Source organism: Mesorhizobium comanense (assembly GCF_005503535.1).
Taxonomy (GTDB): domain Bacteria; phylum Pseudomonadota; class Alphaproteobacteria; order Rhizobiales; family Rhizobiaceae; genus Mesorhizobium; species Mesorhizobium comanense.
This window is the reverse complement of the sequence record NZ_SCNN01000004.1, coordinates 248710-271621: the sequence shown is the minus strand read 5'-3', so window position 1 is coordinate 271621 and position 22912 is coordinate 248710. Positions and strand designations below refer to the sequence as shown.

Below are 22912 nucleotides of genomic sequence, written 5' to 3'. Positions count from 1 at the left end.
CGCTTGCAGCTGACGGATTTCAACGCGCGTATCTCGCCGGCCTTCCCGGCTAGCTATTTCACGTAGACGGTCATCGTATAGGTGCGCGCGTTCAGAGGGTCGGCTTCATCCTCGCTGACCCGCTTGTAGGTGAATGTGTCGACGCCGGTGTAGCCTGGGTCCGACTTGTAGAACACCTGCTTCACGGCGCTCATCCGCATCACCCCGTCATGGTACGTGATCGGCGCCGTCCCGTCCTGGATGGAGACCGTGCCGTGCGTGGGCGGCGAGATGATCGTGATCGCAATGGGCCAGTCCTGCCCCTGGCTGAAACGGTTGTGCCTGTTGATCTTGACCAGCACACCGGGCGAGACGGGGATCGTTCCAGCAGGCTGATCGGGTGCGGCCGCCTGCGTCTGTGCGGCAGGGACAGTCGTGTCTTGTGACGGATCGCCATGCGCGTTGGCTGGCCCGGGCTGCGCAGGCGACGAAACGGTGTGAGATGGCGGGGCGGCGGACGAATGGTCAGTATCGGCGGGCTGGGGCAACAGCAGCGGTGCGGCCACGGCCGCCAGTGTGAGGAACGAGGCGGCGATGGTGAGATTGCGCAATCCTGAACCGCGGTGGCGCAGACCGTGTTCGCCCTTCCGGGCACGCGGTTCGGCCTGCGCCAGAAGGTTCGGCTCGCTCATGCTTGCGATCCCTCGATCGCGGCATCGTCGGCCTCTGCGGGTTCGGCGGTGATCCCCTGATCGCCCTGAACGATCGAGACGGCCCTGGCCCCGTTCTGCTTGGCGGCGATCAGGCTGTCGGCCAGGGATTCCTCAATCGCCCTTGTCAGATCCCGGGACGAGGCGCTGTGGCCCATCTTCTTTTGCCGGTTCATCAAGTCCAGCAGAACCTGCGGATCGATGCCGCCCTGAGCAACGGTCAGCCCGTAACCGGCGATCATCTGCTCGATTTCCAAGGCGGCGACACGGGCGACATCGAGGCCGGACAACGGCTCGAAAACGAAAATCCGGTCGATGCGGTTCAGCACTTCCGGGGCAAATCCGGCATTGCGCAGGGCGCTGACGGCACCGGAGCGCAGCGCGTCAGGGTCATTGGCGTATTGCTTGGACAGGTCCGCGAGGGCATCCACAGCCGCGTTGGTGGTCAAGACAAATATATTGCGGATCGTCGGAATGTGCTTGCCGTCGGAATTTTCGGTGACAAAGCCGTCGTTCCAGGCGGTCAGGAACTTCTTGTGAATATCGTCATGCGCCTTTTCGATCTCGTCCAACAGGACGACCGCGTCCGGCGTGTCCTGGAGCGCCGCGGTCAGGCTCCCGTAAGTCCGCGAGCCGATATACCCTTTGGAAGCGCCAAAAAGTGACGATGCGCCGAAAACGCCGTTCGAATGTTGCGCCATGTCGATATGGATCAATTTCCTGCCCAGCGCTTCCGCCAGCACTTTGCCAAGCCAGGTCTTGCCTGTGCCGGGAGGGCCGGCAAATAGAAAGACACCGATCGGCTTGCCGCGTTGTGTGAGTGCGAGGCGGCGGCGGATCTGTGCCGCCAGATCGTCACATATGCGGTCCTGGCCCACCACCTTGGCCTTGAGTTGGGCGGCCAGCGCCTCGGCATCGACGAAGACCGCTTCCACCTCTTGCGCCAGGCGGCGTTCAAGTTCGGCCCGGTTGGTAAGGCGGTCCAGAATGTCCATCAGCCATCTCCACTTGGTCAGGGATTTTGGAAGCCGTTTCCTTCGGCGCGCCATTGCAAGGAACACGACGAACCATGCCAGCGCGGCCAGCGCGGCAAGGATACACGCCAGAAACAGCCGGTTGTGTTCCGCCCAGCCAAGGACTCCCATCAGCCGGAGAAGTCCCAAAAGCATCGAGCCCAGCCCCAGCAGCATCTGGCTCAGGGAAACGATGGCCAGGATGCCCATGGCCGGCCAACCCCAAGACAGGATACGGTTGAGCGCGACAGAAAGCATGAGAGTTACCTACCGGGGCGGCAAAGCGCAGCTGAAGAGAAGGATATCCGTCTGTGCCCGCGGCGGGTAGCGCGAAGTTCCCCAGATTGCCGCGGAGCAAATCACGTCATGGTGAAGAGTTTCAACTGACTCGGGCAAGATGTTCCTATGCCGCGGGTCCGATTTCTCTTGCCGCGCCGGGACAGGCCCAGGTCATTTCTCGCACTCATAGAATAACCTTCAGACAAGCAACCGCAGCGGCCGCATTGACCCGGAAAGGGTCGGCAAAGTTTGCGGGAGCCTGGGGATTTCGAATGCCGGGATACACCCAATTTAAGTCAGGCGGCGACGCTTGAAAGCGTAGCAATCTCTGTTACTTGCGATCTGGGGACGGTGTCCGCGGCAGCGCGGATTTTGGGTCGAGTAGAGTGCAATGACCTCAGTGAAGATGACATGCCCGCGTTGCCATGGCGGCGGCAAGGTTTTCGATTGTGCGAGATGGTGCGACTCGAAAGGGCATTGCTGTCCGCAAGGTACGCATCAGACCGGTTGCCCCGGCAGAACCGCGGCATGCGCCGAATGCGGAGGGGAAGGCACGCTGGAGGCGCCCAGGCTTAGAGCCGTCGCCTAGCCCTGGGCCCTCTCGCGGTAAAGCAGAGGCCGTCCTGGAGCGGCAGGGGATTTCCACCGGACGCATTCTTGCATCGCAAGGGTTGTTAGAGCAGGCTATCGGAATGAAGCAACAATCCTTGACCCTGGCCGTCGCTATCGCGGTGTTTGTCGTGGCACAATGCGTCCCGTCCCTTGCCAGGGACAGGACGATTACCGGCACCATTCGAGGTTTCGAATGCGGCGACAACTGCTACCTCACCATTCTGGACCGCAACAAGGCCGAACAGGTCGGCCTGTGTGCCGCGCCCGAATGTAAGAGCTGGAACGAGCAGACAGCGATGCCGTCACGCTATAAGGGAAAGCGTGTGGCGGTCACGGTCGGGCAGGGGCAGCAGGTCGACGGCAGCGGCAACGTCATGGGCGAGATGATGGCTTTCAAGAAGATCAGATTTCTCGACTAGCGCAGGGTCGTTAAGGTTTCGTTTACCAATAGCCTGTCTACTGGAGCCAATTCACTTCCGGCTGGCGACCACGGATGTACTGGCGCAATGTCGAGGTGATAGGAAAGGTCGGCCCAGCGCCGGCCTTTTTGTTTCCGGCAGGGCCGAAATCCCGGGCTAGGGCGACATATCGGAAGCGGCAGCCCCGCGATCAGCAGCAACTTTTGGCGAGGCATATTGCCATCGCCTGTGTCGGCCCTAGCATCCATCAAGGTAGCGGGCGCGCATTGCCCGTTGGCCGCGGAGATGAGGGTTCGTGATGACAGGCGTTGCCAGACTGAAGATTAGGGGGCCGGTGATTAGCAGAGCGGTGATTGCAGGCTCGATGTGGGCGGCCACCGTCTTCCCGTCGAGTGCAGCGCCGCTCAAGAGCATGGACGATGTCGGGACCGCGATCCAGGCGTGCTGGACACCGCCTGATGATGCGGGGACTTCGACCGTGACCCTGAGTTTCAGCTTCAAGCGCGACGGCACGCTGATTGGTCCACCGAGGGTGACCGCCGCGAAAGTTGCCGGCGATGAGAAGGCACGGAAATCGTTCATCGACGCGGCGATTGCCGCCGTGAAGAATTGCACGCCACTTGATTTCTCACCGACGCTTTCGCAGGGAATAGGCGGCAACGTTTTCACGCTGCAGTTCATTTCCCCCAAGCATTGATCTTGTCCACGCAAGCGACAATTCGCGGGCAAGCCTGCTTGCCGGGCCGGCGAGGGTCCGCATGATTACTGCGTGACACTCTTCGAAGTGTTCTACCGGCCGATCAGTGGCTCGACCGCCGCGCCTCGGCGTGCCGCGCCAGGCTCGGTGTCTCGAAAACATAGTCGCTCCAGGCCGATTCCGGAATTTGACCGGCCAGATAGCATTCCAGCAACAGCTTCTCTTCGGGATTGAGGGACCGCGGTGCGCGCTCGTGATCCAGCCCGAGGGAATGAAAAAGGTTCCGTGTCAGTTCCGATACCGTGAAATGGATCGACATCTGCGTTCTCCTTTGCCTTTCAACGTGGCAGCCGGGCAAAGGTTTCAGTACCGGACAGCGGTAACGGCGGATTGATCGCTTGTTCCGGCCCCAAGCCTGCCTGCGGCCAGCGACGCGATGCAAGCACCTTCTTCGGCAGCAACCGCCCGCGCGGCCATGGTATTTTCGTGTCGTCTCAATCTTGAAATAAAAATGTAATATCGAATTTACAGGGCAATTATATTTCACCAGATCAAAGCCTTTCCGGATCGACTTCATCGGATATTAGGAATGGCTCATCTATATAAATATTGCCTGACCAAAGAATGTGAATTCAGACTATCGGCATCAAAAAGGACCAAGTCGGCCCGATGACCCGTTTCTGGTTCCTCATCACAAGCATGCTCGCCGTAGGGGCCAGCCTTACGCTCGGCTCGACATCTTCCCGGGCCGATAGTTGCGAGGCGGTCAAGAGCCAGTTGATCTCTGCGGGCCACGCCGGGGGCGCCAGTCCGGAACTCGCGCAACTGCGCCGCCAGCTCATGGCGATCCAAGGTCTGGAGAGGCAGCGTAAATGCACAGCGCAAAGCGCCGCGGGCGGCTTCTTCAACGCTTGCGCCGACCTTGCCCGCAACCGCGTGCAGGTGCAGCGCCAGATGGCGTCCGTTTCCGGCCGAGACCTGTCCGGTCTTCAGGCGCGGTTCGCGGCGCTCGGCTGTTCGCCTGGAGCAAAGGACGCGCGCGGGGCATCGAAGGCCCAGTCCGAAGCGGGCTCCCTGATCGGCGGCGGCACGATGCTTTTCTGCGTGCGGCTCTCGGACGGATACTTCTTCCCCGCTCCGAAGTCGCAGTTCGCCACCGGCGGCGACATCAAGGACATGGCCGATCAGTGCCGTTACATCTGCGCTGATCCGGCCGTCGATCTCTATACGCTGGGGGATGCCAGTCTGGAGACCGAAAAGATGGTGGCGCTTGATACGCGCAAACCCTACACCGAACTGCCGACCGCCTTCCGCTATCGTGACAATGCCGATTTCAAAGCGTGCGACATCAAACGCTACTACCAGCGGGTCGCCGAATTGAGGGCGCGGACGGTGACGCCCACGAACATGGCCAATGCCATCATCCCGCTGCCGCAGTCAAAGCCGGATCTCGGCAGTGTCGCGGCAATCGGGGAGCCTGTCGGCGAAGCTCCGGGCGCCGCTCAACATGGTTCGGTCGATGCCACCAAGCGTTCCGTCCGCGTGGTCGGCCCCGCCTTCTTCCCCTCGCAATGACCATCGCCGACTTCAGTCCGACGCATTGGAACGGGGGCCTGCTCCCGACGTTGTGATCGACAACAGCCAGGAGGAACGCCATGGCCACGTTCAGGGAAATGCGGGTTCTGGAGATTGTCGAAGACGGTTCTTTGACCCGCGATCAGAAGATCGCCGAGTTGCGCGACATCGAATCGGAGGCGCGCGGCTTGCAAAGGGCCGCTTCGGAGAGTCCGATGGGCGATGATGACGGCTGGCAAGGCGATCTGCGAGAGGTCCGTCTCGCACTCGACCGTCTGGGAGCGAAGGAACCCAAGAAGGGAGCGGCGTCGCTCTAGCGGAGACATACGGCTGTCGGGCGATATCCGGCTGTCGTGTCTTGCCTGCGATATGGCTGCTCTTCGGGCTTTAATCGCAGACCATGCGGACCCGCTGGCCCGGTGCGCTGACATTCTTGCACGCCAGTTGTTTCTCAGAATCCGGCGGCGGCGCGGACGGCATCGACGATCTCGTCGAACGCCGTCTCTGCAAGGCGGGTTTGGCGGGCCTGTTTTCGGAAAAACGCTCGGGCGGCTGTGGCGTCACCGGAAAGGCGCCATTGTCGGCTGGTTGCTGATAGTCGACATTGGGTGGCGGCCGGTCCCAGAACCGCCTGGCGTCAAGCGGCCGCGGGATGATGACGGTGCCGTCATAGCTACGCGTACAGCCGCTGCCGAAAAGCAACGCGACGCCCACCAGGAAAGGCCCAATTCGTCCAAGCATGAAACACCCCTACCCGGGCTTATAACGCGGCCTTGGCCCGCCCGACAACCGGACGGAATAACGCAGGAGAAGCCGGTCGGTTGCGCCGTTAAGGTTAGCGGATCGTTAATGCTTCTGCGGCACATTCCGCCGACGAACCGCGGAGGGAGGGTTCGGCCTTGATTTTCGGGGTGGGGACAGCATGGCGGAAGCGGACGAAGCAATCGGCGCGCGCGGACCGGCGGGGCTTGGCGCCGCGGCACCGGCAGGCGCCGTCGAGGACACGGCGGAGCGGCGCGGGGGAGACGCATCCTCCGGCAATCTCACCGATATCGGCACGATGTTCGATTCGATGCCGATCGGCGTCGTCTTGCTCGACGCGGATCTGCGCGCCGAGGTCATCAACCGGGCCTTCTACCAGCTGTGGAAGATCGACCCGCGCCGCGCCAGCGTAGGTTCCAGTTTCCGCGACCTGATGGAGGCCAGCCGTTCGATCGATTCCTTCGGCGCCGATGACGTCGCCTGGGAGCGCCACATTGCCGGGCGTGAAGCCGAGGTGAGGGCCGGTGTCGCGGGCTCCAGGGAGATGCCGCACAATGACGGACGCACCCTGGTGGCGTCGCTGGCGCCGCTCGCCGGCGGCAAGCGGCTCATCTCCTATGTCGACGTCACCGACATGAAAAACCGCGAAGCCGAGGCGCAGAATGCGCGCCGGCATCTCGCCAGCGTTCTGGAATCGCTGCCTGCCGGCGTGATCATCTACGACCGTGATGACAATTTCGTCTTTGCCAATCACAAGATGCAGGACGCGCTCCCGCAACTGAAGCCGGTCTGGCAACCGGGCCGCACATTCCGCGAGGCGCTGGAGTACGGACATGCGGCGGGATATTTCCGCCAGAGTGGCGATGCGGACCTCGACATCCTCTATGACAGGGATCCCGACCGGTGGGCCGATGGCATCCTGAAGCGATGCCGCTTGCCCAGCGCATCGTTCGAGCGTGTCAATCCCGACGGCAGCTGGCATCAGGTCTACGACATGCGCACCGATGACGGCACGTTCATCGGCGTGCGCGTCGACATCACCGACATCAAGAGCCGCGAGGCGGCGCTGCGCGATTCGATGCGGCAGATCGATCTCTTCCGCCACGTCATGGACGAGTTGCCGGTCGCCGCTTTCATCAAGGCGCAGGACCTGAGCATCGAATTCGTCAACAAGGCCTGGTGCGCGATAACGGGCCTTGCCAAGGAAGACGTCGTCGGCCGCACCGATCGCCAGCTGTTCGGCGTGGGCGAGGCGGAAAGCTTCAGCCGTGACGACGCCGGTGTGGTGGCGACCGGCAATGTGCGTGAGGTCGAGGAGCCTGTCACCCACCGCGACGGCACGGTCCGGCAACTGATGACCCGCAAGAGCCGCCTGGTGGCGACGGACGGGTCGGTGCATCTGGTCGGGTCCAGCACTGACATCACCGAGGTCAAGGCGCGCGAGCGGGCGCTGGAAGAAAGCATGCGCGAGAACGAGGTGTTCCGCAGCCTGATCGACAACGTGCCGGTGTCGATCTATGCCAAACGCTCCGACCTCAGGCAGTTCTACGTCAACAAGGGCTGGTGCGATCTTACCGGCTTCAGCCAGAAGGACGCGATCGGCAAGACCGACGTCGAGATTTTCGGGCCGGACGGCGAGGCCTTCGTGGCCGGCGATCTCGCCGTGCTGCGCACCGGCGAGACCCAGGAGATCGAGGAGACGGTGCGGCTAGCCGACGGCAGCGTGCGGCATCAGTTCGCGCGCAAGGGCGCGATGATCGCTTCCGACGGGTCGCTCTACCTGATCGGTTCGACCACCGACATCACTGAATTGAAGATGCGCGAGGCTGAGCTCAGCGAGGCGCGCCAGCGCGCCGTGCTCGCCGACCGCGCCAAGTCGGAATTCCTCGCCAATATGAGCCACGAGATCCGCACGCCGATGAACGGCGTGCTCGGCATGGCCGAACTGCTTGCCAAATCCAATCTCGATCCGAAGCAGAAGACGTTCACCGACATCATCGTCAAGTCGGGCAACGCACTGCTCACCATCATCAACGACATCCTGGACTTCTCCAAGATCGACGCCGGCCAGCTGGTGCTCGACCCCGCTCCGTTCAATCTCGCCGAGGCGATCGAGGACGTCGCGACGCTGGTGTCGACACGCGCCAAGGAAAAGGACCTCGAGCTGATCGTGCGCATCGAGCCGCGGCTAGAGAGCCTGTTTGTCGGAGACGTCGGCCGTATCAGGCAGATCGTCACCAACCTGCTCGGCAATGCGGTCAAGTTCACCGACGAGGGCCATGTGCTGGTCGACGTGACCGGTGAGCGGGTACCGACCGGCACCACCCTGACCATCTCAGTGACCGACACCGGCATAGGCATTCCCGAGGAAAAGCTGAAGCTGGTGTTCGAGAAATTCAGCCAGGTCGATACTTCCTCGACACGGCGGCACGAGGGCACTGGGCTCGGTCTTGCCATCACCTCGAGGCTGGTCGAGCTGATGGGCGGGAGCATCGGTGTGGAAAGCGCCGAGGGCAAGGGTTCGACCTTCTGGTTCACCGTGACATTGCCCAGCGCCGCTCAGCAGAACGGCCAGCGCATCATGCCGGTGGACGTGACCGGCGCGCGCGTGCTGATCGTCGACGACAATGCCGTCAACCGCGCCATCCTGACCGAGCAGATGACGTCCTGGACATTCGATTCCTGCGCGGCCGAGAGCGGCGCCGAGGGCCTCAAGGTGCTGATCGCCGCCGCAGCCTATGGCGTACCGGTCGACTGTGTCGTGCTCGACTACCAGATGCCGGGCATGACGGGCGCCGAAATGGCGCGGGCCGTACGCAGCACGGCAGGCCTCGCCGACACGCCGATCATCATGCTGACCTCGGTCGACCAGTCACTCGCCAACACCAGCTACCGCGATCTCGGCATCGACGCACAGCTGATCAAACCGGCACGCTCGTCGGTGCTGCTGGAGACCCTCGTGGCAACCATCCAGCGCCATCGCCATGCCAGCGTGGGCCATGCCCAGCAGGCCGCGGGCGAGGGGCCCGACCTTGCCCGGCATCCGCCATTGGCGCCGTCCGAACAGCGCGCGCAGCTGCAGCCACCGCCGGTCCGCCCCAGGGTGGCGGCCGCAGGCGGCGGTGGGCAGAGGCTGGATATCCTCGTGGCCGAGGACAATGAAGTGAACCAGATGGTCTTCACCCAGATCCTTGGCGAAACCGGTTTCGGGTTCGAGATCGTCAGCAACGGCCGCAAGGCGCTCGACGCCTTTGGCAAGCTCAATCCGTGCATGATCCTGATGGATGTCTCGATGCCGGAGATGAGCGGGCTGGAGGCGACGGCCGCGATCCGGCGGCTGGAGGAGGGGACGGGCACGCATGTGCCGATCGTCGGCGTCACCGCGCATGCGCTCAAGGGCGATCGCGAACGGTGCCTGGAGGCGGGCATGGACGACTACCTGCCCAAGCCGATCAGTCCAAGGGCGCTGCTTGAAAAGGTCGAGCGCTGGGTGGGGGCCAGCCGCCAGATCCAGCGCAACGCAGGATAGCTCCACCTCGCCGGGCCTCGGCCCGAAGAAGCAAATCCGGTGGAATCAGCGGGACCGGCTGCTACCTCCGCGTGCGAAGACTATGGCGCGATCGCACCATATCAATGGCGGTGCCCAGCCGGGACAATAGCCTCATCGAATTCCGCTCTTCCCAGTTACGGGCGGGAGCAGCGACCGCCAGCATGGAACAGCGTCACTCTACCCCAACGGACCTGTTTTTGGCGATGGCCCGGCCACGACACGCTCTGGCCTTGAGCAACGCGCTCCCGTCCGGATTTTCTTCATCGAAGACGTGCTCCCGAATCCAGGGATGTGCGGGAGCTCCAGACGGCTCAACTCACTGATTCAGAGGGCAAACATGGGCCATGTCGCCAGTGCCGGTCACAGCCGTCTTTTCGGGCTCCGGCAACGCGTTACCGGGCTGACATGAAACTGTCATGCGACTGTAATAATCGAAGGCTATTGGCCTCAGCGGGCGCTGGTAAGCAATGGCGCCGAGAGACCATCTTCCGAACAGGAGCAGGCCACATGAGACATTTCATCCGCTCGGCGGCCGTTGCGATTGCAATGGCTACAGCGTCTACCTTCACCCTTTCCGCAGCAATGGCAGCTGACCTTTCCGGCGCCGGCTCGACCTTCATCTATCCGGTGTTCGCCAAGTGGGCCGACACCTACAAGAAGGATACCGGCATCGGCCTCAACTACCAGTCGATCGGCTCCGGCGGCGGCATCAAGCAGGTCATCGCCAAGACCGTGACCTTCGGCGCCACCGACAAGCCGATGTCCGACGCCGACCTCGAAAAGAACGGCCTCGTGCAGTTCCCGATGGTGATGGGCGGCATCGTGCCGATCGTCAACCTCTCGGGCGTGAAGCCGGGCGAACTCGTCCTCGACGGCAAGACGATCGCGCAGATCTATCTCGGCGCCATCACCACCTGGGACGACGCCGCCATCAAGGCGCTGAACCCCGACCTGAAGCTGCCGTCGACCGCGATCGCCGTTGTTCACCGTTCGGACGGTTCGGGCACGACCTTCAACTTCACCGACTACCTCGTGAAGCTCTCGCCCGACTGGAAGGAAAAGGTTGGTTCGGACACGGCCGTCGAATGGCCGACCGGCGTCGGCGCCAAGGGCAGCGAAGGCGTTGCCAACACCGTCAAGCAGACCGACGGCGGCATCGGCTACGTCGAATATGCCTACGCCAAGCAGAACAACCTGTCCTATTCCAAGATGCTGAATGCCGCCGGCAAGGTCGTCGAGCCGTCGCTCGAATCCTTTGGCGCGGCCGCTTCGAATGCCGATTTCAAGGGCTCGAAGAACTTCAACGTCATCATCACCAACGAGCCGGGCGACGCGACCTGGCCGATCGCGGCCTCGACCTGGGTTCTGATCCACAAGGCTCCGGATGACGCGGCTGCCACCGGCGAAGCGCTGAAGTTCTTCGCCTGGGCCTACAAGGACGGCAAGGAAACCGCCAAGGCGCTCGACTATGTCTCGATCCCCGACAGCGTCGTCGATCTGATCAAGGCCTCGTGGAAGGCCGACATCAAGGCCGACGGCAAGCCCGTCTACGCCGGCGAGTAATGTCTTGCGAAGGAGCGCCGCGCCCGCGGCGCTCCTTTTTCTTCAACACAGGAAGCCGAGCTTGAGATGAGCGCTGTCCAGGAAGCCTTGCCAGCCATTCGTGGTTCACGTGACGCGACGGTGCGACGGTTCGCGTTTACCGATGCGATCTTTCATGGCCTGACCCGCGCCGCGGCCATTCTGGTGCTGGTGCTGCTTAGCGGTGTCGCCATCTCGCTCATCGTCGGCGCCTGGCCGGCACTGTCGACCTTCGGCTTCTCCTTCATCACCACGGAAAGCTGGAACCCGGTGACGGAGAAGTTCGGCGCGCTGGCGCCGATCTACGGCACCATCATCACTTCCGCGATCGCCATCCTGATCGCCGTGCCGCTCGGCATCGGCATAGCCATCTTCCTCACCGAGCTTTGCCCGCGCCCGCTGCGGCGCCCGATCGGCATGGCGGTGGAGCTGCTGGCCGGCATTCCTTCCATCATCTACGGTATCTGGGGCCTGTTCGTGCTGGCGCCGTTCCTGCAGACGACGGTGCAGCCTTTCATCATCAGCGTCTTTCACGGCATTCCGGGCCTCAACAGCCTCTTCGCCGGACCTCCCTACGGCATCGGCCTGCTGACCTCGGCGATGATCCTGGCCATCATGATCCTGCCCTTCATCACCTCGATCACCAAGGACGTCTTCGACACCGTGCCATCGGTGCTGAAGGAATCGGCCTATGGCATCGGCTGCACGACCTGGGAGGTCACACGCCGGGTTGTCATTCCCTACACCCGCATCGGCATCATGGGCGGCGTCATGCTGGCTCTCGGGCGCGCGCTCGGCGAGACGATGGCGGTCACTTTCGTCATCGGCAACGCGCACCGCATCTCGACGTCGCTGTTCGCTCCGGCGACGACCATCTCGGCCACCATCGCCAACGAATTCACCGAAGCCGTCGGCGATCTCTACACCTCCTCGCTGGTGGCGCTCGGCCTGATCCTGTTCATCATCACCTTCCTGATCCTTGCCATCGCCCGCTACATGCTGATGCGCATCGACGCCCGCACCGGAGCCTGACCGATGTCGACTGCCGCATCGCTTCACCAGAGCCGCAAGAGGAAGAATGCCGTGATGATGACGCTGTGCGTCATCGCGGCCGGCATCGGCCTCGCCTGGCTGGCGCTGATCCTCGGCGCGCTGCTCTACAAGGGCCTTTCAGGGGTCAATCTTGCGGTCTTCACGGAAATGACGCCGCCGCCCGGCGATGCCGGCGGCCTGCTCAACGCCATCTACGGCAGCATCGTGATGACCATCATCGGCATCATCGTCGGCACGCCGATCGGTGTGCTGGCCGGCACCTACATGGCCGAATACGGCCGCTTCTCGAAGCTCACCACGGTGGTGCGCTTCATCAACGACATCCTTCTGTCTGCGCCCTCGATCATCATCGGTCTGTTCGTCTACGAACTGATGGTCCGGCCGATGGGGCACTTCTCGGCGATCGCCGGCGCCGTCGCGCTGGCCATTCTGGTCATCCCGGTCGTGGTGCGCACCACCGAGGACATGCTCAACCTGGTGCCGAACGCCCTGCGCGAGGCCGGCACCGCCATCGGAGCGCCGCGCTGGGTGGTGATCCGCTCGGTCGCTTATCGCGCCGCACTTTCCGGCATCGTCACCGGCATCTTGCTGGCCATCGCCCGCATCTCCGGCGAGACAGCGCCGCTGCTCTTCACCGCGCTCAACAATCAGTTCTGGTCCAGCAACCTCAACGCACCCATGGCCAGCCTGCCTGTCACCATCTTCCAGTTCGCTCTCAGCCCCTATGAGGAATGGCAGCAACTGGCGTGGACCGGCGCACTCATAATCACCCTTACGGTTCTCGGGCTGAGCATCTTCGCCCGCAGCCTTACCGGACGCAGAGAGGACAGATGAAACCGATGTTGTCCACCGAATTGAACACGCCCGAAGTGGTCGTCGAGAAAGCCAAGATCGAGGTCAGGAACCTCAATTTCTACTATGGCCAGTCGAAGGCGCTGAAGGACATCAACCTGTCCCTGCCCGAGCGCAGCGTGACCGCCTTCATCGGCCCGTCCGGCTGCGGGAAGTCGACGCTGCTGCGCGTGCTCAACCGCATCTACGAGCTGTACCCGAAGCAGAGCGCGGAAGGCCAGGTGCTGCTCGACGGCAAGAACATCCTCGACCGCTCGCAGGATCTCAACCTGCTGCGCACCAAGATCGGCATGGTGTTCCAGAAGCCGACGCCGTTTCCGATGTCGATCTATGAGAACATCGCCTTCGGCGTCCGGCTCTATGAGAAGATCAGCAAGTCCGAGATGGACGGGCGTGTCGAGCAGGCGCTGAAGCGCGCCGCGCTGTGGACCGAGGTCAAGGACAAGCTCAACGCCAGCGGCCTCAGCCTGTCCGGCGGCCAGCAGCAGCGCCTCTGTATCGCGCGCACGGTGGCGGTGAAGCCGGAGGTCATCCTGCTCGACGAACCGGCTTCGGCGCTCGATCCGCTGTCGACCGCCAAGATCGAGGAGCTGATCGACGAACTGCAGGCCGACTACACGATCGTCATCGTCACCCACAACATGCAGCAGGCGGCACGCGTCTCGAAGCAGACAGCCTTCATGTATCTGGGCGAACTGGTCGAGTTCGACCGCACCGAGAAGATCTTCACGTCGCCTCGCGAGAAGCGCACGCAGGACTACATCACCGGCCGCTTCGGCTGATCGCACGCATACGAGGACCAGGATCATGGCCGAACACACAGTCGCAGCCTTCGACGAGGATCTCGGGCAGATCAGCCGGCTGATCAGCGACATGGGCGATCTCGCCGGCTCGATGGTCGGCGGCGCCACCAAGGCGCTGCTGAACTCCGACAACGCGCTCGCCCAGCGCGTCGTCTCCGACGACGCCATCATGGACGCACGTCAGCGCGAACTCGACGACCGCGCCATCACGCTGATCGCAAAGCGGCAGCCGATGGCCGACGACCTGCGTCACGTCGTCGGTTCTATCCGCATGGCCGGCGATCTCGAACGCATCGGCGACCTTGCCAAGAACATCGCCAAGCGCGTCGGCACAGTCGGCCTCTCGGCCACGCCGCGCGACCTGTCGCATTCCATCGACGCCATGGCGCAGCTGGTGCTGATCCAGGTGCAGGGCGTCGTCGAGGAATACGCGGCGGGCGACGCCGCGGCGCTGGCCAAGCTGCGCAACGACGACGAGCGCATCGACGTCAAATACACCTCGGTGTTCCGCGAACTCCTGACCTACATGATGGAGGATCCGCGCAACATCACCGCCTGCACGCATCTGTTGTTCTGCGCCAAGAATCTCGAACGCATCGGCGACCACGTGACCAACATCGCCGAGAATGCCTACTACGTGCTGACCGGTACGCAGCTGCCGGCCAACCGTCCCAAGCAGGACGAAACGGCGATGTCGGCGCCGGCGGCCTGACGGTTAGAGCGGTTCATCGTTTCCCACAAACGCTGAACTGCTCTATCTCTTTGTTTTCACGCAATTCCCCAGGGAAAGCCGATCCCACTTTTCCCGGAATTGCCCTAGAGGTGACAGGCCGATGATCGCGCCACGCATCATGGTGGTGGAGGACGAGGAGCCGCTTGGCGTGCTCCTCCGCTACAATCTGGAATCCGAAGGCTATCAGGTCGAGGTGGTTACCCGCGGCGACGAGGCCGAGATTCGCCTTCAGGAGAATGTGCCCGATCTTCTGGTGCTCGACTGGATGGTGCCGGCGGTGTCCGGCATAGAGCTTTGCCGGCGCCTGCGCATGCGGCCCGAGACCGAGCGGCTGCCGATCATCATGCTGACGGCGCGGGGTGAGGAAAGCGATCGGGTTCGCGGCCTGTCCACCGGAGCCGACGACTATCTGGTCAAGCCGTTCTCGACGCCGGAATTCATGGCCCGCGTCAAGGCGCTGCTGCGCCGTGCCAAGCCGGAGGTGCTGTCCAGCGTGCTCAAGGTCGGCGACATCGTGCTCGACCGTGAATCGCACCGGGTCTATCGCAAGAAGAGCGAGATCAGGCTCGGACCGACCGAGTTCCGGCTGCTCGAATTCATGATGCGCCACCCTGGCCGCGTGTTCTCGCGCAGCCAGTTGCTCGACAATGTCTGGGGCGAGACGATCTACATCGACGAGCGCACGGTGGACGTGCATGTCGGCCGCCTGCGCAAGGCAGTCAACAACGGCCGCATGCCCGACGTGATCCGCACCATTCGCGGGGCGGGCTACGCGATCAGGGAAGACTAGGGGCCGGTCCGGGATTCACTCGGGTCTTCCAGGAGGCGAGACAGCACAGACCAAAGCGCCTCGAACTCCACTTTGGTGATGTCGCGGGTTTGCAAGTCGCCGTCCCCGGCGTCTTTCGCCATAGGCAGTTCTCCCTCGGGCAAGAGATCGCCGTCGAGGCCTCCGGGATATGCGAGGAACATACGCCCATCAGCGTATACGTGTATTGCCCGACAGCCCAGATTCTCGCCGTCGCATTCGAAATAGTACAAGGTTGGCAAATCGGCATCCCCGGGCGTGACAGTCATGAGCCAGCGAACGGGCGGGCCGAAATCCGGCAGGTAATATGTTACGCCAAGTCGGTTCTTATAGCTCTGCATTGGCACTGGTCGTCCTCAGGCGACGTTCTTCCCAGCGCCGGCCTTTGCCTGCACGCCCGGCGCGAAAATCTCCTGGTCGACAAAGGTCAGCGCGCGCATGGCGCAGCCTTCGCGGATCAGAGGCAATTCGTTCGGCTCGGTGTCGAAGGAGATCGATTTCGAGTGTTGGCCGCCGGCGGTCTGGGCGATCGCCTCGCGCAGCGCCGGCTCGATCAGGTCGAAGGCGGCAGCGCTGACCCCGACCATGGCAACCGGGGCGGGGTCGATGAGAGCGAACAGGCTGCCGAGACCATAACCTAAGGCCTCACCGGCCTTGCGGTAGGCTTCGCGCTCCGGTCCGGCCCGTTCCCGCGCCGTGGCGGCCAGTGCCCGCATCTGCGCGTCGCTGACATCGGCGACCGGCTCGGTGTCCTCGCCGAGCTGCTTGGCATTGCGCCAGATGGCATAGTTGCCGGCATAGGCCTCGACGCAGCCGCGCCGCCCGCAGCGGCAGAGTGCGCCGCCGGGCCTGTGGATCATGTGGCCGAACTCGCCACCCGAGGAGTGGGTGCCGGTGAACAGTTCGCCCTTCAGCACCAGGCCCATGCCGATGCCATGGGAAAGCAGGATGGCGATGAAGTCGTCGCGGTAGCGTTCGGGATCGCGCCAGCGCAGCGCTACCGCCATCATGTTGCAGTCGTTTTCCATGGTGGCGGGAATGCCGAACTCGGCCTCGAGTATGTCGGCGAAGGCGATATCGGTCTGCGGCGTGATCGGCGACCACAGCATGGCGCGCGCATCCGTATCGGTGATGCCCTGGATCGCCAGCGCGATGCGGGCGACGCTGCGCACGTCGATGTCGGGATCTTCGAGACGCCGCCGTACGATGGCCACGCATTCGCCGATCAGCGCCTCTCGCGACATGGTCAGCGTATCCAGCCGGCGCTGTTCCTCCGATATGACCTGGCCAGCGTAGTCGATGACGGCGACGGAGAGGAAATTCAGCGACAGCACCACCGTCATCACGGCGGCGGCCTCGGGGTTGAGGCCAAGACCGACCTGCGGCCTGCCGCGTTTGAGCGAGCCGGCTTCGCTCGGCTTGCCCTCGGCCAGGATGCCTTCGCCGATCAGGTCGGCCGATATCGCCGATATGGTCGAGTGGCTGAGCCCGGTGGTAGCGGCGATCTCTGTGCGCGAGGGGCGGCCGGCCCGGCGCACGGCCGCGATCACCATGGCGCGGTTGCGCCGGCGCAGATCGTCGTGACGGATTCCGACCGACATTGCTTCCCACATCCTCCCGGTCGCCGTGGTCTACAACCCCTCGAACACCGCCGGCAACTGCTTCAAATACTGGCAGAAGCGGCCGGTGCTGTCATTTATTTATTGCGGAGCTCGAAAAAAAGTTCCGGTCACCTCAAAATCCATCAGAATCATTGTTGACAGCGCTGCGGGGATGGATCAGAATTTTTTTGAGGCTCGAAAAAATGGAGCCTTTGTGCCGGCCTTCGGGCCAGTTTGGTCGCGCCATACGCGGCGCAGGGAGGATATCATGAAGAGATTTACAGCCGCCATCCTGGCGGGTGTCGCCATGTCGCTGACGCTCGCGTCGGTCGCGCAGGCGAAGGACAAGGTCATCGGCGTTTCGTGGTCCAACTTCCAGGAGGAGCGCTGGAAGACCGACGAGGCCGCCATGAAGAAGGCGATCGAGGCCGCTGGCGACAAGTATATTTCCGCCGACGCGCAGTCCAACCCCGGCAAGCAGCTCACCGACGTCGAGAGCCTGATTTCGCAGGGCGCCAATTCGCTGATCATCCTGGCCCAGGATGCCTCGGCCATCGGCCCGGCGGTGCAGAAGGCGCTCGACGAAGGTATTCCGGTCGTCGGCTATGACCGCCTGATCGAGAACAAGGACGTCTTCTACCTGACCTTCGACAACAAGGAAGTCGGCCGCATGCAGGCCAGCGCGGTGTTCAAGGTCAAGCCGGAAGGCAATTATGTCTTCATCAAGGGTTCGGGCGCCGACCCGAACGCCGACTTCCTGTTCTCCGGCTCGATGGAAGTCCTCAAGGCCGCCATCGACTCGGGCAAGATCAAGAATGTCGGCGAGGCCTATACGGACGGCTGGCTGCCCGCCAACGCCCAGAAGAACATGGAACAGTTCCTGACCGCCAACGACAACAAGGTCGATGCCGTCGTCGCGGCCAATGACGGCACCGCTGGTGGCGTCGTCGCGGCGCTTACCGCGCAGGGTCTCGCAGGCACCGTGCCGGTGTCGGGCCAGGACGGCGATCACGCCGCGCTGAACCGCATCGCGCTCGGCACCCAGACCGTCTCGGTGTGGAAGGACGCGCGCGAACTCGGCAAGAACGCCGCCGAAATCGCCTCGCAGCTGGCCGACGGCAAGAAGATGACCGACATTGCCGGCGTGAAGGACTTCACGACGCCCGGTGGCAACACCGTCAAGTCGCTGTTCCTGACTCCGGTCGCGATCACCAAGGACAACCTCAACGTCGTCATCGACGCCGGCTGGATCAAGAAGGATGAGGTCTGCGCGGGCGTCGCCGCCGGCACCGTAGCGGCCTGCAACTGAGCCGGCCCGATCCTGCATAACATCGACGCCGCGGCCTGGAGCGGTTCAGTGTTCGAAAGATCATTGAACCGCTCCAGTTCTTTGCCTGCGCAATTCCGGACGGAAAACCGCTATGCACTTTTCCTGGAATTGCCCCAAAAGCCGCGGCGTTTCTCAAAAAGATTTGTGTTCCCGCGTCAGAGGGATAGCTTCTAGGCTGGGTCCGGCATCCGCGTCAGACGGGCAGGCCGGTGGGAGGAAATCATGACCGACACGACGTCCAACCCGCAGGTGGACACCGCGCGAGCATCCGAGCTCGGCCCGATCGCCCGGTTTCTCAAGGCAACCGAGATCGATACCAGAATGCTCGGCATGATCGGCGCCCTGCTGCTGATCTGGGTCGGACTGCATGTGATTTCCAGCCTTCGCCTGGGCGTCAATCCACTCGATTTCGACAGCCGTACCTTCCTCACGCCGCGCAATCTGTGGAACCTGTCGGTGCAGACATCCGCGGTCGCCATCATGGCCTGCGGCATGGTGCTGGTCATCGTCATGCGCAACATCGACCTGTCGGTCGGCTCCGCCGAGGGTGTTATCGGCATGGTCATGGGCTTCGCCCAGGTGCATTTCCTGGTGCGCTTTGTCGGGCTCGAGCTCGGCAATCCGTGGATCTGGGTGCTGGCGCTGGTCATCGGCCTGGCGCTCGGCCTTCTGATCGGCGCCTTCCAGGGCTTCATCATCGCCTATCTTGAAGTGCCGGCCTTCATCGTCACGCTGGGCGGGCTGCTGGTCTGGCGCGGCGCGGCCTGGTGGGTTACCTCGGGCCAGACGGTGGCGCCGATGGACGCCACCTTCCAGCTCATGGGTGGCGGGCCGGCGGGATCGATCGGCGCCACATGGAGCTGGATCGTCGGCATCGTCGCCTGCCTGGCCGTCGTCTTTGCCCTGTTCAATGGACGCGTGCAGCGCAAGCGCTTCCGCTTCCCCCTGCGTCCGATCTGGGCCGAGACGCTGATGGGCGCCGTTACCTGCGCCGTCATCATGGGCGCGGTGTGGCTGGCCAATTCCTATCCCTGGCCGGTCGGCATTGTGAACAGATACGCCGCCGCCAACAACATCACCGTGCCCGAAGGCGGCCTGTTCATTGCCCACGGCATCGCCATCCCCGTGCTGATGGCGATTGCCGTCGGCCTGATCATGACCTTCATCACCAACCGCACGCGTTTCGGCCGCTATGTCTTCGCCATCGGCGGCAATCCGGAAGCGGCCAACCTCGCCGGCATCAACACGCGCTGGATCACCATGAAGGTGTTCATGATCATGGGCGTGCTGGCCACGATCGCCGCCGCGATTTCGTCGGCCCGGCAGAACTCGTCCACCAACGTGCTTGGAACGCTCGACGAGCTGCTGGTCATTGCCGCGGCCGTCATCGGCGGCACATCGCTGGCCGGCGGTTCGGGAACGATCATCGGGGCGATGCTTGGCGCGCTGCTGATGCAATCGCTGCAGTCCGGCATGGTGCTGCTCGGCGTCGACTCGCCGCTGCAAAGCATCGTCGTCGGCGCGGTGCTGGTCATCGCGGTGTGGCTCGACACCGTCTATCGCAAGCGGGTCTAGGGGATACGACCATGGCTGACAAAACCGCTCCCACGACTGCCCACACTGGCACTCCGCTGGTCGACATGCGCAACATCTCGATCGCGTTCGGCGGTATCCGCGCCGTCGACGACGCCTCGATCGATCTTTTCCCCGGCGAGGTGGTGGCGCTGCTCGGCCACAACGGCGCCGGCAAGTCGACGCTGATCAAGATTCTGTCGGGCGCCTACAAGCGCGATGCCGGACAGATCTTCGTCAACGGCCAGGAGGCCTCGATCTCAAACCCGCGCGACGCCAAGAAATACGGTATCGAGACGATCTACCAGACGCTGGCGCTCGCCGACAATGTCGACGCCGCCGCCAACCTGTTCCTCGGCCGCGAACTGATGACCGCTTGGGGCACGCTCGACGACGTCGCCATGGAGGCCGAGGCGCGCAAGGTGATGGGGCGGCTCAACCCGCGCTTCCAGCGCTTCAAGGAGCCGGTGATCAAGCTGTCGGGCGGGCAGCGCCAGTCGGTAGCGATCGCGCGCGCCATCCTGTTCAACGCCCGCATCCTGATCATGGACGAGCCGACGGCGGCACTCGGCCCCCAGGAAACGGCGCAGGTCGGCGAACTGGTCAGGCAGCTCAAGACGGACGGTATCGGCATCTTCCTGATCAGCCACGACATCCATGACGTCTTCGAACTCGCGGACAGGGTCTGCGTGATGAAGAACGGCCAGGTCGTCGGTACCGCGCGCACGACCGACGTTACCCAGGACGAGGTGCTCGGCATGATCATCCTGGGCAAGTGTCCTCCAGGCGCCATCCCCGGGCCTGGCGCCTTGAAAATAGCCGCCTGACCCCGGCGCGGCAGGCCCGCGCGCCGCCGAGCGGCACGCCGGATTGCCGCTCACGTGATATGCCAGTGATCGCGATGGCTTGGCCTGGCCATTGTGTTGGCCTGACGACTTGCCCATAAAGGTCCGGTATTGCTCATGGACCGCAGCATCCGTTGAAGAAGCTTTTTCCAATCGTCGCCTTTATCGCCGTTGCGCTGATCAGCCTGATGATGGCGGGCTTTGCCTACTTCGCGACGCAGGAAGCAGCGCGCATCAAGTTCGAGGCGGCCGCCGACGACGCGCTGAACCGGATCGAAAGCCGCATCGACCTGCATCTGTCGCTGCTGCGCTCGACCCAGGCCCTGTTCGATGCCCGCAACGGCGACATCTCCCAGACCGAATTCAAGGCGTTCTTCAACGCGCTGGATGTCGACAACAATTTCGCCGGCCTGCGCGGCATCGGCTTCCTGCAACTGGTCAAGACCGGTGACGAAGCTTCGGTCGAACGCGACATACTGCACGATTTCGGCACTCCCCATCCGGTCTATCCGGACACAACGCAGCCCTGGCGCGCGCCCATTTCGCTGTTCGAGCCGCTCGACCCGTCCAACCAGGCCAGCATCGGTTACGACATGTTCAGCGAGCCGGTGCGGCGTACCGCGATCGAGAAGGCGATGGCCGACGACCAGCAGCATGCGAGCGGGCTGGTGCAGTTGGGCCAGGGCACGGGTGCGGCCCAGACCTTCACCGGCTTCCTGGTCTTCGTGCGGCTCAATGTCGAAACCGCGCCTGAAGTCATCAACGCGTCGCGGTCCTCGACGGCGGGCTTCCTTTACGCGGCCTTCCGGGCGCGGGACCTGTTCCAGATCGCGCTCAGCCGTGCACCGCTGCTGCCCGTCAATACCGAGATCTATGACGGCGCGGTGAACAGCGACGACCTGTTGTTCCGCTCGGAAACGCCGCCGGCTTCGTCATTCGGCGAGCGACTGCTGGTCACCCGCAAGATCACCGTCGCCGGCCGGCCGTGGACGGTGCAGTTCAGGCCGACCAGCGCCTTCTCGCAGCCGTCGTCACGCGCCATCCCCGTGATGCTGGGGTTGTTCGGCCTGTTGCTGGCGGGTGCGATCGCGCTGGTGGCGCGCTATCAGGAGCGTGCCTATGACGCGGTGTCGGCCTTGCACGAGACCACGGAGAAAAGCCTGCTCGAAAAGGACCTGATGCTCCAGGAAATGAAGCATCGCATCAAGAACTCCATCACGCGCGTGCTGGCGATCGCGCGGCAGACGGCTTCGCGGGCAACCGACGTCAACGAGTTTTCAGCATCGTTCTCGGCGAGGCTCCAGGCGATGGCCGCTTCGCAGGACATGCTGACGCGCTCGCGCTGGCAGAAGGCGGATCTCGCCGATCTGCTGCGCATCGAGCTTGGCCAGGTGTTCGGCAAGGACCTGCCCGAGGAGTTGCTGTCGGGACCGGAGGTGCTGCTCGACGAAACCACGACGCAGTCACTTGGCCTGACCTTCCACGAACTGGCGACCAATGCGCTCAAATATGGCGAGGCCGGGAATTTCGTTGGCGCTCTCAAGGTGGACTGGTCGCTTGAAGGGCATGGGCGCGAGCGGACGCTGACGCTGAACTGGCGGGAAGCGGGGAAGAAGAAGGTGGAGGCGCCGTCGCAGACCGGATTCGGCACCAAGCTGATCGACCTCAATGTCACGCGCGAACTGCGCGGTACGATCAGACGCGATTTTCAGGCCGATGGCCTCAAGGTGGAAATCAAGATTCCGCTGACTGCTTGAAGGACAGGAAGCCGTTCCGAGGCTACGCCAGGCATGGCGGCAGGCGGACCGGCGACCTGAGCTCTAAAAACAAGGGGATGCGGAGCCGGTTGCGGTCCCCGCTTCCCCCAGATTATGGGATCAGTTGCAGCGGGCCCAGTAGGTCGTACCGTCACCGCGGCGATACTTGCAGCGGCCAGTTTGCACGTTACGATACAGCAAACCAGATCCCGCGCCGACCGCTGCGCCGATCAGCGCGCCCTTGCCGCCGCCGATCAGGCCGCCGGCCAAGGCACCCACGCCGGCACCGACGCCAACGTCCTGCTCCGTCGTAGTGCAGCCGCTGACGGCAACCACCGCAACGATGGCAATAATCATTTTCCGCATAGAGTCACTCCTCAC

22 protein-coding genes are annotated in these 22912 nt (G+C 63.3%); 15 read left to right on the top strand and 7 right to left on the bottom strand.

Features of this window, described 5'->3' with window-relative positions; translation table 11 throughout:
- Positions 1-53 precede the first annotated feature (53 nt).
- Together FFS37_RS10060 and FFS37_RS10055 are read right to left on the bottom strand one after the other, a co-directional pair.
- Positions 54-671, bottom strand: a complete 618-nt coding sequence (locus FFS37_RS10060; RefSeq protein WP_137930790.1) for a hypothetical protein — start codon at positions 669-671, stop codon at positions 54-56.
- The gene (locus FFS37_RS10055) at positions 668-1912 is read right to left on the bottom strand and encodes an AAA family ATPase (RefSeq protein ID WP_137930789.1); all 1245 of its coding nucleotides are present in this window, start codon (positions 1910-1912) and stop codon (positions 668-670) included. The genes FFS37_RS10060 and FFS37_RS10055 overlap by 4 nt, the downstream gene beginning before the upstream one ends.
- A 761-nt stretch (positions 1913-2673) precedes the next feature.
- Here FFS37_RS10055 and FFS37_RS10050 point away from each other — a divergent pair.
- Together FFS37_RS10050 and FFS37_RS10045 are read left to right on the top strand one after the other, a co-directional pair.
- Positions 2674-3012 (top strand): hypothetical protein, encoded by a 339-nt coding sequence (locus FFS37_RS10050; RefSeq protein ID WP_232375613.1) that lies wholly within the window; start codon positions 2674-2676, stop codon positions 3010-3012.
- 298 nt (positions 3013-3310) lie between these two features.
- Positions 3311-3709, top strand: a complete 399-nt coding sequence (locus tag FFS37_RS10045) for a hypothetical protein (RefSeq protein WP_137930787.1) — start codon at positions 3311-3313, stop codon at positions 3707-3709.
- A gap of 103 nt (positions 3710-3812) precedes the next feature.
- Here the strand turns inward: FFS37_RS10045 and FFS37_RS10040 are convergent, their stop codons facing one another.
- Complete coding sequence (locus FFS37_RS10040; RefSeq protein WP_137930786.1) at positions 3813-4028, bottom strand: hypothetical protein; 216 nt, start codon at positions 4026-4028, stop codon at positions 3813-3815.
- 350 nt (positions 4029-4378) lie between these two features.
- Here FFS37_RS10040 and FFS37_RS10035 point away from each other — a divergent pair, with 350 nt between their 5' ends.
- A complete protein-coding gene (locus FFS37_RS10035; protein ID WP_137930785.1) occupies positions 4379-5284 on the top strand; it encodes a DUF2865 domain-containing protein in 906 nt (301 codons plus the stop codon).
- Between the two features lie 80 nt (positions 5285-5364).
- Positions 5365-5601 carry a hypothetical protein gene (locus FFS37_RS10030; RefSeq protein WP_137930784.1) on the top strand — a complete coding sequence of 79 codons (237 nt, stop codon included), beginning with the start codon at positions 5365-5367 and terminating at the stop codon, positions 5599-5601.
- Between the two features lie 70 nt (positions 5602-5671).
- On the opposite strand, the gene FFS37_RS10025 is transcribed toward FFS37_RS10030, so the two are convergent.
- Positions 5672-6025: a hypothetical protein gene (locus FFS37_RS10025; RefSeq protein WP_137930783.1), complete on the bottom strand. Its 354-nt coding sequence runs from the start codon at positions 6023-6025 to the stop codon at positions 5672-5674.
- Between the two features lie 181 nt (positions 6026-6206).
- Here FFS37_RS10025 and FFS37_RS10020 point away from each other — a divergent pair, with 181 nt between their 5' ends.
- The 7 genes from FFS37_RS10020 to phoB all read left to right on the top strand — a co-directional run bounded on the left by FFS37_RS10020 (position 6207) and on the right by phoB (position 15408).
- Positions 6207-9575, top strand: coding sequence for a response regulator (locus FFS37_RS10020; RefSeq protein WP_137930782.1), 3369 nt, complete (start codon positions 6207-6209; stop codon positions 9573-9575).
- Positions 9576-10103: 528 nt separating this feature from the next.
- On the top strand, positions 10104-11159 hold the full coding sequence (gene pstS / locus FFS37_RS10015; RefSeq protein WP_137930781.1) for a phosphate ABC transporter substrate-binding protein PstS: 1056 nt from the start codon (positions 10104-10106) through the stop codon (positions 11157-11159).
- 66 nt (positions 11160-11225) lie between these two features.
- Positions 11226-12209 carry a phosphate ABC transporter permease subunit PstC gene (gene pstC, locus FFS37_RS10010; RefSeq protein WP_137930780.1) on the top strand — a complete coding sequence of 328 codons (984 nt, stop codon included), beginning with the start codon at positions 11226-11228 and terminating at the stop codon, positions 12207-12209.
- 3 nt (positions 12210-12212) lie between these two features.
- A complete protein-coding gene (gene pstA, locus FFS37_RS10005) occupies positions 12213-13064 on the top strand; it encodes a phosphate ABC transporter permease PstA (RefSeq protein ID WP_137930779.1) in 852 nt (283 codons plus the stop codon).
- Positions 13061-13864 (top strand): phosphate ABC transporter ATP-binding protein PstB, encoded by an 804-nt coding sequence (gene pstB, locus FFS37_RS10000; RefSeq protein WP_137930778.1) that lies wholly within the window; start codon positions 13061-13063, stop codon positions 13862-13864. Before pstA ends, pstB begins: the two co-directional genes overlap by 4 nt.
- A 25-nt stretch (positions 13865-13889) precedes the next feature.
- Complete coding sequence (gene phoU / locus FFS37_RS09995; protein ID WP_137930777.1) at positions 13890-14597, top strand: phosphate signaling complex protein PhoU; 708 nt, start codon at positions 13890-13892, stop codon at positions 14595-14597.
- Between the two features lie 121 nt (positions 14598-14718).
- Positions 14719-15408 (top strand): phosphate regulon transcriptional regulator PhoB, encoded by a 690-nt coding sequence (gene phoB, locus FFS37_RS09990; RefSeq protein ID WP_010911896.1) that lies wholly within the window; start codon positions 14719-14721, stop codon positions 15406-15408.
- Here phoB and FFS37_RS09985 read toward each other — a convergent pair.
- Positions 15405-15767, bottom strand: a complete 363-nt coding sequence (locus FFS37_RS09985) for a hypothetical protein (protein ID WP_137930776.1) — start codon at positions 15765-15767, stop codon at positions 15405-15407. The two genes, phoB and FFS37_RS09985, sit on opposite strands and share 4 nt — an antisense overlap.
- A 15-nt stretch (positions 15768-15782) precedes the next feature.
- Positions 15783-17027 carry an ROK family protein gene (locus FFS37_RS09980; RefSeq protein ID WP_137930775.1) on the bottom strand — a complete coding sequence of 415 codons (1245 nt, stop codon included), beginning with the start codon at positions 17025-17027 and terminating at the stop codon, positions 15783-15785.
- A gap of 268 nt (positions 17028-17295) precedes the next feature.
- Here FFS37_RS09980 and xylF point away from each other — a divergent pair, with 268 nt between their 5' ends.
- From xylF to FFS37_RS09960, 4 genes are all read left to right on the top strand, one after another.
- Positions 17296-18336, top strand: coding sequence for a D-xylose ABC transporter substrate-binding protein (xylF, locus tag FFS37_RS09975; RefSeq protein ID WP_137930774.1), 1041 nt, complete (start codon positions 17296-17298; stop codon positions 18334-18336).
- 243 nt (positions 18337-18579) lie between these two features.
- A complete protein-coding gene (locus tag FFS37_RS09970) occupies positions 18580-19932 on the top strand; it encodes a sugar ABC transporter permease (protein ID WP_137930773.1) in 1353 nt (450 codons plus the stop codon).
- Positions 19933-19943: 11 nt separating this feature from the next.
- Positions 19944-20756 (top strand): ATP-binding cassette domain-containing protein, encoded by an 813-nt coding sequence (locus FFS37_RS09965; protein ID WP_137930772.1) that lies wholly within the window; start codon positions 19944-19946, stop codon positions 20754-20756.
- Between the two features lie 152 nt (positions 20757-20908).
- Positions 20909-22531, top strand: a complete 1623-nt coding sequence (locus FFS37_RS09960) for a CHASE domain-containing protein (protein ID WP_137930771.1) — start codon at positions 20909-20911, stop codon at positions 22529-22531.
- A 120-nt stretch (positions 22532-22651) separates the two neighbouring features.
- Here the strand turns inward: FFS37_RS09960 and FFS37_RS09955 are convergent, their stop codons facing one another.
- Positions 22652-22897 carry a YMGG-like glycine zipper-containing protein gene (locus FFS37_RS09955; protein WP_137930770.1) on the bottom strand — a complete coding sequence of 82 codons (246 nt, stop codon included), beginning with the start codon at positions 22895-22897 and terminating at the stop codon, positions 22652-22654.
- Positions 22898-22912 lie beyond the last annotated feature (15 nt).